General features: G+C 73.8%; 9 protein-coding genes. 4 read left to right on the top strand and 5 right to left on the bottom strand.

The window, feature by feature from the left end; translation table 11 throughout:
- Positions 1-2 precede the first annotated feature (2 nt).
- Positions 3-6,251, bottom strand: a complete 6,249-nt coding sequence (locus tag ACGFIM_RS36025; protein ID WP_393210205.1) for a CHAT domain-containing protein — start codon at positions 6,249-6,251, stop codon at positions 3-5.
- A 99-nt stretch (positions 6,252-6,350) separates the two neighbouring features.
- Between ACGFIM_RS36025 and ACGFIM_RS36020 the strand changes: the two genes are divergently transcribed.
- Positions 6,351-6,755 carry a nitroreductase family deazaflavin-dependent oxidoreductase gene (locus ACGFIM_RS36020; RefSeq protein WP_393210202.1) on the top strand — a complete coding sequence of 135 codons (405 nt, stop codon included), beginning with the start codon at positions 6,351-6,353 and terminating at the stop codon, positions 6,753-6,755.
- A 136-nt stretch (positions 6,756-6,891) separates the two neighbouring features.
- Here ACGFIM_RS36020 and glgA read toward each other — a convergent pair whose 3' ends face one another.
- Positions 6,892-8,064, bottom strand: coding sequence for a glycogen synthase (gene glgA / locus ACGFIM_RS36015; RefSeq protein WP_393210199.1), 1,173 nt, complete (start codon positions 8,062-8,064; stop codon positions 6,892-6,894).
- 157 nt (positions 8,065-8,221) lie between these two features.
- Here glgA and glgC point away from each other — a divergent pair, with 157 nt between their 5' ends.
- Entirely contained in the window at positions 8,222-9,457 is a 1,236-nt protein-coding gene (glgC, locus tag ACGFIM_RS36010) for a glucose-1-phosphate adenylyltransferase (RefSeq protein ID WP_393210196.1), read from the top strand.
- Positions 9,458-9,823: 366 nt separating this feature from the next.
- On the opposite strand, the gene ACGFIM_RS36005 is transcribed toward glgC, so the two are convergent.
- Positions 9,824-10,237, bottom strand: a complete 414-nt coding sequence (locus ACGFIM_RS36005) for a hypothetical protein (protein WP_393210193.1) — start codon at positions 10,235-10,237, stop codon at positions 9,824-9,826.
- A 200-nt stretch (positions 10,238-10,437) separates the two neighbouring features.
- Here ACGFIM_RS36005 and ACGFIM_RS36000 point away from each other — a divergent pair, with 200 nt between their 5' ends.
- Both ACGFIM_RS36000 and ACGFIM_RS35995 read left to right on the top strand, forming a co-directional pair.
- Positions 10,438-11,742, top strand: a complete 1,305-nt coding sequence (locus ACGFIM_RS36000; RefSeq protein WP_393210190.1) for an Nramp family divalent metal transporter — start codon at positions 10,438-10,440, stop codon at positions 11,740-11,742.
- Positions 11,743-11,883: 141 nt separating this feature from the next.
- Entirely contained in the window at positions 11,884-12,420 is a 537-nt protein-coding gene (locus tag ACGFIM_RS35995) for a hypothetical protein (protein ID WP_393210187.1), read from the top strand.
- A gap of 69 nt (positions 12,421-12,489) precedes the next feature.
- Here the strand turns inward: ACGFIM_RS35995 and ACGFIM_RS35990 are convergent, their stop codons facing one another.
- Both ACGFIM_RS35990 and ACGFIM_RS35985 read right to left on the bottom strand, forming a co-directional pair.
- Positions 12,490-13,467, bottom strand: coding sequence for an ArsR/SmtB family transcription factor (locus ACGFIM_RS35990; RefSeq protein ID WP_393210184.1), 978 nt, complete (start codon positions 13,465-13,467; stop codon positions 12,490-12,492).
- Between the two features lie 376 nt (positions 13,468-13,843).
- Positions 13,844-14,806 (bottom strand): sporulation protein, encoded by a 963-nt coding sequence (locus ACGFIM_RS35985; protein ID WP_393210181.1) that lies wholly within the window; start codon positions 14,804-14,806, stop codon positions 13,844-13,846.
- Between the last annotated feature and the right edge of the window lie 24 nt (positions 14,807-14,830).

Here is a 14,830-nt window from a genome sequence, read left to right as displayed (position 1 = left end):
GGTCACCTCGCGCCGGTCAGGCGGACGGGCGGGCCGTCCGGCGGGCCGATGAGCACGTACGACGCCCACAGGTCGGGCTCGGCGGGGCCGTAGAGCTCGCGCAGCCCCAGCACGGCCGCGCGCAAGGCCAGGGCGGGCTCGTCGCCCGAGCGGATCCGTGAGAGCAGGTCGCGTACGAGGGCGGCGGTGATCTCCGGGGCGACCGGCCAGAGCGCGAGCAGCACCCGGCGGGCCCCCGCGTGCAGGAACGCGTGCGCCAGCGCGGACACGGCCGCACCCGTGCCGGCCGGGGCCGTCGCGGTGTGCGGGGTGAGCATGACGAGGTCCGCCGCCAGGTTCATGGTCATCAGGTGGCGGGCGGTGAGCAGGCCGTCCGCCAGCCGCACGCCCGAGCCGAACGGATCCCGCTCGTCCAGCACCACCGGGACGGCCAGGTGCAGCACGGGCCGGACGCCGGGCAGGCGGGCCGAGACGGCGTCCCTGCCGGTGATGGGGAACGTGCCGAGCAGCGCCCCCGCCTCCTCCACGGCCGGGCGCTCGCCGCCGTCCGTCCCGAACCCGACCACCAGGGACGCCCCGCGCCGCGCCGGAGCCCCGCCGTCCGCGCTGGTGACGGTGTCGTACGTGACGGGGCAGCGCTCGATGAGCGGGCTTGCGCCCGAGGGGGCGAGCGCGTGCAGCGGGACGCCGTGCCAGCCCGCGCCGGGCAGCAGGTGGAGCCGGGCGAGGTCGCCGTCCTGGCCCTCCAGGGCGGGCAGCGCGTCGGCCAGCAGGCCGTCCCCGAGGCGGCGCCAGGCGCCGGCGCGCCGGCGGCGGGCCTCGATGTCGAGGAGGCCGGGCCGGGGGGCGTACGTGGCGTGCAGGAAGTCGTCGAGCGGCTCCCGGCCGACGTCGGTGGTGAAGGCGCGCGGTTCCGGCCAGCCCGTACGGTGGGCCAGCACGGTCGTGGTGCCGGTCGCCTCGTCCAGGTGGAAGGCGAGCATCCCGACCGGACCGTCGGCCGCGTGCTCCTGAGGGCTGCGGGCGAGGCGGCGTAAGGCGACGTGGTGGGGCGCCGAGGGCTCCATGCGCCGCCACAGGGCCTCGAGGTCGGCCTGCGCCGCGCGGGCACGCCGGACGAGGCGGGCGGCCCGGTCCGGGTCCCGGGTGCGGGCGGCGGCCGACGTGAGGGTGCCGACGACCTCCAGGGCGTCCTGCTCGGCCTGCAGGAGGTCGGCGGGCACGCCGGGCGGCGGCGGCCAGGGGCGGTCGCCGAGCTGCGCGGCCAGGACGGCGAGCCTGGCCTGCTCGGCGTACGTCCAGGCGGTGGCTCCCCGTCCCAGGCTGATGGCCAGGCGCAGCGCGCGGTCCCGTGCGGGGGCGTGGCCGAGGGCGCAGGCGCGTTCGGCGCCGGCCAGCGCCGCGGGGAGGTCGCCGCCTTGCTCGGCGGCGGCGGAGCTCAGGTGGTACGCCTCGCGGAGTTCCAGGTCGTGGCCCAGGCCGTCCAGCACGTCGATGGCGGCACGGAGGCGGTGGCGGGCCCGGTCGTACGCGCCTGAAGCCAGGTCGAGCGCCGCCAGGTGCCGCTGCGCGACCGCCTCTCCCGCCCGGTACCCGGCCTCCCGCGCCAGCTCCACCGCCTCCTCCAGCCGCCTGCCGGCCTCAGGAGTGCCCAGGCGGGCCAGCGCGATGAGCGCGAGCACGGTGCCGCGGGCGTCGTTGTGGGCGCGTGCGAGGTCGAGGGCCCGCTCGGCGAGGGGGCGGGCTCCGGCGCGGTCGCCGCGAAGCTCGTGAACGAGCGCCAGATCGGCGTAGGCGGCGGCGAGGTCGCCGTGGCGGGCCGGCTCCTCGCCGAGCGCGATGGCCTCGCGGTAGCGGGCGGCGGCCTCGTCCAGCTCGCCGAGCCTGAGATGGAGGGCGGCGCGTCCGGTCAGCAGGGGGATGCGGAGCGGCCGCCACACGGCGGGTGCGGTCACGGCCAGCCCCTCCTCGTACGCCTGCGCGGCCTCCTCCCACCGGGCCGCGTCACCGCACGCGTCGCCTAGGAGCGCAAGCGCCCCGGCGAGCTGGATCGGCGACGCCTCCCGTGCCCGCTCGGCGGCCGCGCCGAGGTGCGTGATCGCCTCCTCCACCCGGCCCAGCTCCAGCGCCGCCGCCCCCAGGTTCCGCAGGTGCTCGCTCTCCCGCTCGTCCCGCAGCTCGCACCCTTGCGCGGCGTACGCGTAGGCGGCCGGCAGGTCCCCCAGCGCCCGGCAGTGGACGGAGAGCCTGCCCAGCAGGTACGACCGCTCCCCCACCTCGCTGACAGCGATGTCAGCCTCTCCCGGACCGGTGCCGGTGAGGCCGCCCCGGACCACCCCTGACGCGACGGAGCCGCCCCCGGGCGTACTGGAGGTGAGGGCCTGGGTGGCGAGTTCGCGGGCCTGGGCGAAGTCGCCGGCCGCCTCCGCTTCGGCCAGCCGGAGCCAGAGCTCCAGCCGGGCGACCGCCTCATCCCGGCGCCCGCCCGCGCGCAGGGACGCGAGTGCGGTGCGGCCGCCGGCGAGGTCGCCGAGCGTCAGGTGGAGGGCGGCCAGGCGGGACAGGGCCGCGACATCGAGGTCCGTGTTCATGACGGCGATCAGCTCGAAAGGCGCCTCCTCCAGGACCCCGCCGGCAACGCTCCGGGCTCCGCCCTCGGAGGCGGTCGCCGGGGTGCTCGCCGGGCGGGGCCAGGACGCCACCGCCCACCCGCGCACCGGCGTGCCGGAAGAGCCGGGCACCCGACCACTCGACGGCGTGCCGGAGGAAGACGCCGCCGGAGCGCGGCCCCGGGGCGCCCCCGTCCGATCGTCCCCCTGCGAGGCGCCGGGCGGCGGGGCGGAGTGGAGGGTGGTGAGGGCGGTTTCCAGCGTGCGGCGGGCGCGGCGGAGCTCGCCGCGGGCCTCCAGCGCGAAACCCAGCTTGACGGCGGCGAGGGCGGCGAGCCGGGGCAGGCCGGCGTCGTGGAAGGCGGACAGGGCCGCTTCGAGTTCCGGCACCTGGGCGTCGGGCTCGCCAGCGAGCCCGTGCAGCGCGGCCAGCCGGTCCCGTACGACGCCCTCGGCCAGCCGGTCGTCACCCGCCAGCGGCAGCGCCGCGCGGAGCCGTTCCCGTGCCTCCTGCAGATCGCCCAGCTCGACGTCCGCTGCCGCGCGCCCGAGGGTAGCGATGAGCCGCGCGTACGGATCCGAGCCCGCCGCCTCCACAGCGCGGTCGAGGTCGATGAGGGCGTCGTCCGGCGCACCGAGCGCGGTCAGGCAGGCGGCCCGCATGGTCAGCGCGATGGACTCCTTGACCGGGTCGTCCAGCTCGGCGAACGTCTCGGCCGCCGCCCCGAACGCCTCCATCGCCTGCCCGGCCTCGCCCTCCCCGTACGCCAGGACGCCCAGGTTGTAGCGCACGGAGGCGGCGCCGTCGGGGTTGCCGAGCGCGTCGTACTCGCGCAGGGCCAGCTCGAAGGCGACCCGGGCGCCGGCGGCGTCGCCCCGGGCGCGGCGGCGCTGGGCGATGCGGTACCACTCGTCGGCGGGCTCGCGCCGCAGCCCGTGCCGCCGTACGACCTCGACGAGCCGGGTCTCGCAGGCGGCGGCCTGCCCGGGATGCCCGCTTCCGGCGAGCAGGACGGCGTGGGCGTCGAGCACCCGGCACGCCTCCTCCCAGGCCCCCGCGGCCTCCAGCTCGATGGCGCAGGCGGTGATGCGTTCGCCAGAGGCGGTGAGGTCCCCCTGGGCGAGCGCCGCGCGGGCGGCGATGACGAGGGCCAGCGCGGCCGGTACGGCTTCGCCGAGGTCGCGGTGCAGGTCGCGGGCGCGCGCCGCGCAGGCGACGGCCGCGTCCTGGTCTCCGGCGGCGAGCTGCGCCTCGGCGGCGTGGCGCTGGTGCACGGCCTCGTCCGCGGGCAGCCCGGCCTGCTCGCACAGGGCGGCGGCCCGCAGGTGAAGCTCGGCCGCGCGGGCGGGGTCGCCGGAGGCGAGGTGGAGCAGTCCCATACCGGTGAGCTCGCGCGCCTCCGCGCCGGGGTCGCCGAGATCGCGGTGTACGGCCGCCGCCCGCTCGTACGCCTCCAACGCCCGATCCGGGGCGGCCGGTGCGGACAGCCGCGCCAGCCGGGCCAGCATGTCGGCGGCCCGGGAACGCTCGCCGGCCGCCTCGAACGCCTGGGCCGCCCGTTCGAAGACGCGCCCCGCGATGCCCGCGCGTCCCGCATCGGCCAGCCGTGTCGCCGCCTCGAACAGGAACTCGCCCCGCTCGGCCGGGCGCTGCGCCCGCCGCCCGGCCACCTGGAGCAGCGTGAGCGCCCGATCGTCGTCCGGGGTGCGCAGCGCCAGCTCGGTCGCGGCGGACGCAAGCGGCTCGTCCACCTCGGCCGCCCCGCCGGCCACGCGCTCCAGCACGGCGTCCAGAGTGCTCGCGCTCTCGCCGGCGTGGTCAGGGGCCGTGCCCGGCGTGCCGTTCCGGACGCTCCCGGGCGCGGGCCTCCCGGCGGGCGCCGCCGTCTCTCCGGAGGCGTCCGATGCGAGGTGTTCGGTCTCGAGCGACAGCGCTTCCGTGAGGTCCCGGGGGTCGCCGTACGCGGTGTAGCGCGCCAGCAGCGCGTCCTCCAGCGCGCGCCGCGCGGCGGCCCGGCCGCGCGCGTCCTTCGCGGCCGCCTCCACCGCGCGCCTGGCGGCCTGTACGGCCTCGCCCAGGTCGGCGGCCTTGCGGTCGCCGTCGGCGCGGGCGGCGCGCCGGCGCAGCACCTCCGACATCAGACCGTACGCCTCGGCGCGCCCGGCGAGCCGTTCCCCGGCCGCGAGCGCCTCGCGTAACGCCGCGATGGCCTCGTCGGCGTCGCCGGCCGACGGCACGGACCCGCCGGAGGAAGCGGCCACACCAGGATGCCCGCCAGGAGACCCGGACTCGCCGGGCGCAGACGGCCCCTCAGCAGCACGTGCGTGCTGCAGGCGCAGCGTCAGGGCCCGGCCGAGCAGGAGCAGGGCGTCGGGCCTGGCGGGGTCCTGCTCGTCGTGGGCGGCCACGGCGGCGCGGGCGGCGGCGATGGGCTCGGCGGCGTCGCCGCCCGTCGCGGCGGCCAGCTTGAGCAGGGCGCCGGCGAGCGAGGCGAGCTGCGCGGCCCTGGCGGGATGCCCGTCGGGGACCTGGGCGGCGGCCTCGCGCCGGGCCTCGACGGCGGACTCCAGGTCGGCGGGATCGCCGGTGACCTCGTAGCGGCGCATGCGGCGGTCGCCGAGCAGGCGGAGCCGGACGAGCGGGTCGGGCAGCTCGCGCACGTCCTCGTCGGGGGTGACGCGCAGCGCGTCCAGCATCTCCATGCCGGCTTCGAGCGAGCGTTCGTCGCCGGTGACGACGTACCACTCGATCAGGCCCGACGCGTACGGCGCCAGCACCCCGGGATGGGCCCACCGCTCGTGCCAGAAGTCGAGCGCGCACTGCCCGACCCGGATGAACGCGAGCAGGTCGTCGTCGGCGCAGGAGGCGACCGCCCGCGCCCGGGTCAGCTCGACCAGCTCGAGCAGCGCCCGCGACCGGTCGGGGCCGCCGGGACCGGACTCGGCCGCCGCGAGATAGGCGCGGGCCAGCTCGTCGTCGCCGGGTGCGGCCAGGGCGAGCGCGGCGGCCAGGTCGCGGGTGTAGGCGGGCTCGCCGAGCGCGGCCCGCAGCAGCACGTGGACGGCGTCGTCGATGATCTCGCGCTCGCCGGTGGCCTCGTACAGGCGCAGCAGCCCGGCGCCGAGCGGCCCCAGCGCGCCGGGCGCCCATGACGGGTCGGACGAGCGTACGGACTCCTGCAGCAGGAACTCGCCGAGCCGCTCGGACACGTCCGCGACCGGCTCGGCCATGGCGCGGCGGACCAGCGCGTGGATGAGCAGCCCGACATGCCGGTACGCGCCGGGGTCGACGTGCCGGCACACCTCTTCGACCAGCCCCGCCCAGGTGCCCGCCGACTCTCCTGGCGGGAGGTTCGTGCCGCGCAGCTTCTCCGGCAGCCTGCCGGGGTCGGCGACGGCGACGGCGGCGAAGAACGCGCCCGCCACGGCGGCGTCGCGGGTGGTGCGCGGGTCGAGCCGGTAGCGGGCCAGGTGCAGCATGCCGATGAGCCGCCAGGTGGCCGCGTCGGTCCGGTCTCCCGCGCAGGCCAGCATCGCCTGCTCGGCCTCGGACAGCGCCTCGGGATCCCAGATCAGCTCGGGATCCGCGGCCTGTTCGAACCGCTCGATGCGGGCTGCCAGCGCCCTGGCCGGATCGGTCATGGGCAAAGACTCTCATCGACGTGCCGCGGCGTACAGCCGGACGTGGCAGGGCCGCCGTTGGCGCTGTGAGGCGGCGCGCGTGATGGGTAGAGGCGTCGCATGCTCTACGGCAAGGAACACGTGCAGCGGTACCAGGAGACGGACGGTGCCGAGGGCCACGACTGGAACAACACCACCGTCCTGCTGCTGACCACGAAGGGCCGCAAGTCCGGCAAGCCCGTCACCACCCCGCTCATCTACCAGCGCTTCGGCGACGACTACCTGGTGGTGGCGTCGAAGGGCGGCGCTCCCGACCATCCGCAGTGGTACAAGAACCTGCTCGCGAACCCCGAGGTGGAGGTACAGGTCAAGGCCGATAAGTTCCGCGCCCGCGCGCGTACGGCCGAGCCCTCGGAGAAGCCCGAGATGTGGCGGACGATGGTCAGGGCGTGGCCCGACTACGAGGAGTACCAGAAGAAGACGGACCGGGAGATCCCGGTCGTCGTGCTCGAACGCATCGGCTGACGCCTCCACGCCATCGGCCGATGCGCCCCGCGCCCGTCAGGGGGTCTCGCCGCGGCGAGGCCCCCTCGTCGCGCCGCGAGAGCACCGGGCGCCCGCGGGCGGCCGCCCGGGACGCCGGTGTGCCCTCGGCGCGCCGTCAGGTCAGCAGTGACTCGTAGAGCTCCACGGTGCGGTGGGCGATGCGTTCCCAGGAGAAGTGCTCGATGGCGCGCACCCGGCCCGCCGCGCCCATCGCGCGCGCCCGCTCCGGGTCGCCGAGCAGGGCGTTGACCCGTTCGGCGAGGTCGGCGGCGAACCGCTCGGGATCGTGCGGCGTGCCGTCGGCGGCCTGGTCGATCGGCACGAGCAGGCCGGTCTCGCCGTCGGCGACCACCTCGGGGATGCCGCCGGTGGCGGTCGCCACCACGGCGGTCTCGCACGCCATGGCCTCCAGGTTCACGATGCCCATGGGCTCGTAGACCGACGGGCACACGAACACGGTGGCGTGCGTCAGGAGCTGGATGACCTCCGGCTTGGGCAGCATCTCCTGGATCCAGAACACGCCGTCCCTGCCGAGCCCGCGGACCAGCTCGGTCACCTCGGCGGCGATCTCCGGCGTGTCGGGGGCGCCCGCGCAGAGCACGAGCTGCGCCGCCGGGTCGAAGGAGCGGGCCGCGTGCAGCAGGTGGACCAGGCCCTTCTGGCGGGTGATGCGGCCGACGAAGACGACGTACGGCCTGCGCGGATCGACGCCGTGCTTCTCCAGCACGTCGGTGCCGTGGTCGGGGGCGTACTGGGCGGTGTCGATGCCGTTGTGGATCACGCTGACCCGCTCCGGCGGGATCTCGGGATAGGCCGCGAGCACGTCGCGCCGCATGCCCTCGGAGACGGCGATGACCGCGTCGGCGGCGGTCAGCGCGGTGCGCTCGGCCCACGACGAGATCGCGTAGCCGCCGCCGAGCTGCTCGGCCTTCCACGGCCGCAGCGGCTCCAGGCTGTGGGTGGTGACGACGTGGGGCGTGCCGTGCAGCAGCTTCGCGACATGCCCGGCGAAGTTGGCGTACCACGTGTGGGAGTGGACGATCGACGCGCCCTCGCACGCGGCCGCCATCTCCAGGTCCACGCCCAGCACCTGCAGGGCCGCGTTCGCGCCCGCCAGGCCGTCGGGGACGCGATAGGCGGAGACGCCGGGCTCGACGCGGGGCGCGCCGAAGCAGCGCACGCGTACGTCGGCCAGCTTCCGCAGCTCTCTGGCCAGGTATTCCATGTGCACCCCGGCCCCGCCGTACACCTCCGGCGGATATTCCCGGCTGAGCAGATCAACGCGCATGAGACGACACTACGGGCTGGCTGTGCACAGCGAACACAGCGACAAACCAAAGCTCGGCAACTCCGGTTCGTACATTGCATCGCAAATACCGACACACGGGAGGATCCCACTGCGGGTTTCGTCGATAGATCGGCCATTTGCGGGTAGCGTCCTGGACATGAGGTCCCGGAGGGTGCTTGCGGTTGTGCTGGCAGGTGGAGAGGGCAAGAGGCTCATGCCTCTCACGGCGGATCGGGCGAAACCGGCGGTGCCGTTCGGGGGCATGTACCGGCTCATCGATTTCGTGCTGTCCAACCTCGCGAACGGCGGGTTCCTGAAGATCGTCGTACTGACGCAGTACAAGAACCACAGCCTTGACCGGCACATCTCGCGTACGTGGAGGCTGTCGGCGATGCTGGGCAACTACGTCACGCCGGTGCCGGCGCAGCAGCGGCTCGGTCCGCGCTGGTTCTCCGGCTCCGCCGACGCGTTGTTCCAGAACCTGAACCTGATCTACGACGAGGAGCCCGAGCACGTCATCGTGTTCGGCGCCGACCACATCTACCGGATGGACCCCCGGCAGATGGTCGAGCAGCACGAGGAGTCGGGTGCGGACGTGACGGTGGCCGCGATCAGGCAGCCGCTGTCGCTGGCCGACCAGTTCGGCGTGATCGAGACCGATCCCGAGGGGCGCCGCATCGTGGCGTTCAGGGAGAAGCCGAAGGACGCGGTGGGGCTGGCCGACTCCCCCGACGAGGTGTTCGCGTCGATGGGCAACTACGTGTTCAAGACGCAGGCGATGATCGACGCGCTGCGTGAGGACGCGCTCGACCCCTCCAGCAAGCACGACCTCGGCGGAAACATCATCCCGATGCTGGTGAAGTCGGGCGGCGCGGACGTCTACGACTTCGCCAACAACGTCGTGCCCGGCTCGACCGAGCGCGACCGCGGCTACTGGCGCGACGTCGGAACGCTGGACGCCTACTACGAGGCCCACATGGACCTCATCTCGGCGCATCCGGTGTTCAACCTGTACAACGACAAGTGGCCGATCTTCACCGGGCACGACCCACTGCCACCGGCGAAGTTCGTGCACAACGACGGCGACCGGGTGGGGCGGGCGATCGACTCGCTGGTCTCGCCCGGCGTGATCGTCTCCGGCGGCACGGCGATCAGGTCCATCCTGTCGCCGAAGGTGGTGCTCCACTCGCACTCGCTGGTGGAGGACTCCGTGCTCATGGAGAACGTCAAGGTCGGTCGTGGCGCGGTCGTCCGCAAGGCGATCATCGACAAGAACGTCGTCATCCCGGACGGCGCGCGGATCGGCTTCGACCCCGAGTACGACCGCAGCAGGTTCGCGCTGACCCGGGGCGGGGTCGTGGTGATCGGCAAGAACGAGATCGTCGACCGCTGACGCAGCGTGGTGCGCCTCGGGTTCCCTCCGAGGCGCACCGCCCCACACGCCGCACGGCGCGCCTGGGAGACCGCCGTGGGCGGGGCGGTGAATCACATCGACGGCCGCGGGCGTGCCGCGTCACGGCAGCGGCCGCAGGTGTGACGGCGCGAAGCCGTCGGGGCGGCCGGAGACGTTCGGTGAGGGGGCGCGGTCAGGGGGCGCGGTCAGGGGGGCGCGCTGAGGGGGGGCGGGCCTCCTGAGAGGCCGGCGCGTGGCCGCTGAGCGCGGCTCAGCGGGTGCTACAGGGGGTGGAGGGGTGCCCGGGGCGCCGCATGAGCGCCCCGGGGCGGCGGCCGGGCCTACGAGCGGGCACGGCCGATGGCGTCACTGCAGGCCGTACGAGGGACCCGGCCAGTTGTAGCCGTTCCAGTTGCCGTAGCGGGCGGCGCCGAAGCCGCGGTGGCCCCAGGCGCTCCAGTGCGGCCGGGCGTCGGCCTCCTCGAAGTTCTCATCGTCGAGCTCGTCGTCACCGGACGCGGCGTCGTCGAGCTCGTCGGCGTCGTCGCCGAACGCCTGGAAGTCGCGGACGAAGCGGTCGTGGAAGACCCGGCGCCTCTCGCACGCCTTGGCCTTGCGCTTGCCCGCGTGGACGCCCCACGGGTCGATGCTCAGCCACTGCGTACGGTCGCCGATGCCGAGGTCGCAACGCCTGATGGCGGCTTCGGCCGGCGCGGCCATCGCGCCGAGAGCCACGGCGGTGGCCAGCGCACCGCCCGCCGCTATGAGCTTACCTTTCATGATCTTTCCCCCTGTAGTCACTCTGTGACATCGACCACTACTCTACGTAATCGTTCCGAGCGGTGAGCAACCGCCACGCCCCAACCGGTTCGTCCCGCGGCGGGGCCGCGGCGGAGTCGCCGGATCGCCGGATACGGCGGGCATTTTGGGTCTTGTTGCGGCAGCCGTCCGGGATCGCGCTGACGGCAGGAGGCAGTGAGATGTCGCACCCACTCGGAGTCAGCCGCCCGGATCTCGAGGTCGCCGACCTGCCCGCGCCGGAGGAGGTCTTCAAGGTCTCCAAGATCGGCTTCAGGGAGATTCTCAAGTACGCCGTGGGCCCGAGCCTGATCGCCCTCGGCATCTCGATCGGCAGCGGGGAATGGCTGCTCGGCCCGCTCAGCGTGGGCCAGTACGGGTTCGTCGGCGTCGGCTGGGCCGCCTCGGCGGGTCAGGGCGTGTACGCGCTGGTGCACGGCGTCCCGCCGGCGGACGACGCGGTCGAGCCGCGCCTGTGGGCGATCGCGCTGCTGGTGCTGGTCTTCCTCATCACCGCGGGCGCCCGCAAGATCAGCCGGGCGCTGGAGCTGGCGAACTGGGTGATGATCGGCGGCATCCTGATCGCGCTGCTCGCCGTGGACCTGCTGGTGGTGCCGTGGAGCCAGTGGTGGGAGGGCATCCGCGGCTTCCTGACGCCGTCGGCGCCGCCCGCCGGGATCACCGCCACGCAGCTCGGAGCGCTGGCCGGGTTCACCGCGCTGGCCTCGGGCCTGAACTGGTACGTCATGGGCCACTACCGCGACAAGGGCTACGGCATGGGCCACCGGGTCGGCTACATCTCCGGCCTGCGCGGCACCCGTACGACGGTGCTGGCCAGCGGCATCACGTTCCCCGACGACGCGAGGAACCGCGGCCTGTGGAAGCGCTGGTACCGGCTGCTCATGGTGGACATGTGGGGCGTGTTCTTCGCCGGCGCGATCCTCGGCATGCTGCTGCCCACGCTGCTCATGGCCCAGGCGGTCACGCTGGCGGGCGAGGGGCCGACCCGGGCGAACGTGCCGACGTTCGTGGCCTCGGCCCTGGGCGACGAGTACGGCCGGGTGGTCTTCTACATCGCGCTGGTCGTCGGGGTGCTGGTGCTGTTCTCGACGCAGCTCGGCATCTTCGAGGCGATGGTCCGGGTCACCACCGACGCGGCCAACGCCACCAGCCCGCGCCTGCGCCGGCTGATCGAGGGCGACCCGCGCCGCTTCTACTACCCGTTCATGATCCTGCTGCTGGTCGTCATCTCGATCATCATCTTCCAGTCGCTGCCCGTGGGGCTGGTGGAGTGGTCGGCGAACATGTCGAACCTGGGGGCGCTGATCTATCCGTTCCTGCTGATGTACCTCAACAGCAGGTTGCCGCGCCCGGCCAGGCCGCGGCCGTGGCACTACGTGATCCTGGTGCTCAACGTGCTGTTCTTCGGGTTCTTCTTCGTCAACTTCATCGCGGACTTCGTCGGGGATCCGCTGGTGACGTTCTGACCGGGCCGGCCGTTCAGGGGTACCGCACTCGACGCTTGGAACATAACCGAAATGACGATCCGGAGCCGGTCGGAGGGTGTTTGCTGGGCACGTCCCGATCAGCAACGGAGGTAACACACGATGGCCTTGCCGTTCGGCCGTATGACCCGTTCCGCCGGCCTCGCGCTGGCGGTGGCGCTGGGCGCCGCGCTCTCCACCGGCCTGGCCCCTGCCCAGGCCGCCACCGCCAGGACGACGGTCGCCGCGGAGCACGTCAAGGTCTACGAGCTGGTGACGAAGGACGGCGGCTTCTTCTACACCAGCAGCGAGTCCGAGAAGAAGACCGCGATCACCAAGCACGGCTGGTCGACCACCCAGACGCCGCTGTACTACATCTCGCGCAGCCCCTTCCCCGGCGGCAAGCCGCTCTTCCGGCTGCGCTGGGAGAAGAAGGCCAGCTACCTGATCACGGCGTCGGTCGACGAGCGGGAGCGCCTGGTCTCGTCGGGCAAGTTCCGCTATGACGGCATTCTGGGCTACGCTCCCGGGTCGGCCCGCGCGGGCGGTGACGTGAAGGTGTTCCGCCTGTCCAACAACGGCAGGTGGCGGCTCGCGATCGCCTCCCACACCGAGAAGATCCTGGCCAACGAGCCGGGCTGGAAGCTCGACGGGCCGCTGCTGTACCAGTTCAGCCGCTGAGCGACGACAGCACGAGGGGCGCGCCGGATTGCTGCGGACCGGCGCGCCCCTTTCGTTTCGTCCCCTGTGTCAGCGGCGGTGGTAGAGCTCGAGCAGCTCCTCGGCGCGGCGGGTGCGGCCCACCCAGACCTCGCGGCCGCGCCGCTCCTTGGTGATCAGCCGGGCGTCCCGCAGCCGGTCGCAGTGGTACGTGATGCTGCTCGGCGTGATCTTCATGTCGGCCGCCAGCATGCTCATCGTCATGGGGCGGGCGATCGCGCAGAGCAGGTCGGCCCGCACGGGGCCCATCAGCGCCGACAACTCGTCGTGCGCCGGGGCGGCGGGCCTGTTCCACAGCGTCTGCGCGCCGGGCAGCGGGTAGGCGATCCAGACGGCTCCTGGGCCGTCGAGCCCGGCGATGACCGCGTCCTTGCCGGCCAGCATCGGCACCAGGACGATCCGCCTGCCGCCGAGGTCGTGGCGGCCGCCGTCCAGGCCGTTGATGCGCAGGCCGCGCTCGCCGTACACGATGCGGTCGCTGAGCGTGCCGAGCACCAGCTCGGGCCCGCCGCGCACGGTGGCCACACCGACCCTGGCGATCTCGCGGTCCAGCAGGGCGCGGGCGCGCTTCCAGAGCGGTTCCGCGATGCTCCAGACGTCGGCGACGGCGCCGGCGTAGCCGTGCAGCCACTGCCGGGGACGTTCCGCGGCAGAGCGCCACTGGACGGGCAGCGGCCCCGTGCCGAACACCTGCTCCAGGTCGCTGACCAGCCGGTCGGGCGGCATGTCGCGCAGGGCGGCGAGCTGGTCCTGGATGGTGGCGTCGCCCTCGCGGGGAAGCCGGGGCACCAGGCAGTCGGGTCCCGTGGCGGTGCCGGGGGCGGCGAGGGGGCGTACGGCCTGATGGCCGAGCCGGGAGACGCGCGCCCCGATGGCCTTGCGCCACAGGTCCGGCAGGCCGCGGCGGCGGCCCGCGAGCGCGTCGGCCAGCCAGGCCAGCGCCGTGAGTTGCGGGGAGATCGAGAGTGACAGCTGAGGCGTGGAGGTGATGTGCAGCTCGCTCCACACAGTCGTGCTGTTTACGTCGGCTCCTTGAGGTCGGCTCTACGGACAGTGAGCCAACCTATTCAGGGCGCTTTCTTCGTACTTTCAGCCCGATTGCACGGTTATTAACGCTTCGCACCCCTGATGACCTGCGCTTTCGCCGAGAGCACAGGACGCCTGCAAGCGGCGCGCTTCCAGAGGGCGCGGGCGGCAGGGCGCGGGTGGACGGCCGGCCCGCGCCCTGCCCAGAGAAACCGCGAAGCGCCCCGGGCGGCGCGACCGCGGAGGGCGCGGGCGCGGGGGAGGAGGGTGACGGCAGGTCCGCGTCCTTCCCCGAGAACGAGAACCGCCCCCGGCGGCGCGCATCCGGGGGCGGTGACGGGCGAGGCGGTGGTGGCGGTTACCAGTCGTCGCCGCCGTCGTCGTCACCCTCGAAGAGCTCCTCCACGACCTCGCCGGCGACGAGCCCGCCGACGAAGCCGGCGGCGCCCGCCGCGACCACCGTGCCGATCCCGGGACCGCCGTGGTGACCGTGGTGACCGTGGTGGTCATAGGGACCGTAGTGGGCCTCGTGGTGACCATAGGGGGCGGGGCCGTACTGGGCGAGGGAGTCGAGCCAGCGGCTCAGCTCGGCCGGCCAGTCGGTGCGCAGCGCGTCGTCGTGGCTGATGGTGAAGCGGCCGATGGCGTCGCTGGAGGAGAAGCGGCCGGTGCGCTTGTCGGCCTCCAGCACCACCTCGAGGCCCGCGGGGTCGGCGACGAAGGTCACCTCGACCTCGCCCACCAGGCCCGCGTAGTTTCCGCCGGGGAGGAACTCGATCTCCTGGTAGAACGGCAGCTCCTGGTGGACGCCGTAGAGCTGCCCCGCCTCCAGGTCGGCCGACTTGAACGCGAAGCCGAGCTGCAGGAACGCCTCCAGGATGCGCAGCTGCGAGGGCAGAGGCTCGATGGCCACCGGGTCGAGGTCGCCCTTGTCGACGGCCTTGGCGATGGCCAGCTCGGTGCGCACGCCCACGGCCATGCCGTGCAGCGGCTGCCCGCCGATCTCGCTGATCGGTGCCTCCCACGGCACCGGCATGTGGAAGGGGATGACGCGGTCCTCGCCCTTGCGCAGCGTGAAGGGGCCGGAGACCTGAGCGCGGGAGAACTCGCCGAGCCCGGACGCCTCCCCGCCGCCGTGCTCGATCTCGACCTGGGCGATCAGGCCGAGGGTGACGTGCTCGATCTCGGCGTCGAACTCGCCGCCCTTGAGCCGCACCTCACCTTCCAGCGTGCCGCCCGGCTGGGTCCGCGGCGTGGACAGGACGGTGTCCACCGAGGGTGCGCCGACGCCGAGCGCTCCCAGCATCCTCTTGAAGACCACGGCTCTTGTTCTCCCTGTTTCGAA

Origin of the sequence: Nonomuraea sp. NPDC049309, from assembly GCF_043196965.1 — a bacterium.
Taxonomy (GTDB): Bacteria; Actinomycetota; Actinomycetes; order Streptosporangiales; family Streptosporangiaceae; genus Nonomuraea; species Nonomuraea fastidiosa.
This window is presented reverse-complemented; position numbering and strand designations above follow the sequence as displayed.

Excerpts from the sequence above, each read along its gene's own strand:
- glgC (WP_393210196.1), top strand. The coding sequence starts at position 8,222 with ATGAGGTCCCGGAGGGTGCTTGCGGTTGTGCTGGCAGGTGGAGAGGGC.
- ACGFIM_RS36005 (WP_393210193.1), bottom strand. The coding sequence starts at position 10,237 with ATGAAAGGTAAGCTCATAGCGGCGGGCGGTGCGCTGGCCACCGCCGTG.
- glgA (WP_393210199.1), bottom strand. The coding sequence starts at position 8,064 with ATGCGCGTTGATCTGCTCAGCCGGGAATATCCGCCGGAGGTGTACGGC.
- ACGFIM_RS36000 (WP_393210190.1), top strand. The coding sequence starts at position 10,438 with ATGTCGCACCCACTCGGAGTCAGCCGCCCGGATCTCGAGGTCGCCGAC.
- ACGFIM_RS36020 (WP_393210202.1), top strand. The coding sequence starts at position 6,351 with ATGCTCTACGGCAAGGAACACGTGCAGCGGTACCAGGAGACGGACGGT.
- ACGFIM_RS35995 (WP_393210187.1), top strand. The coding sequence starts at position 11,884 with ATGACCCGTTCCGCCGGCCTCGCGCTGGCGGTGGCGCTGGGCGCCGCG.
- ACGFIM_RS36025 (WP_393210205.1), bottom strand. The coding sequence starts at position 6,251 with ATGACCGATCCGGCCAGGGCGCTGGCAGCCCGCATCGAGCGGTTCGAA.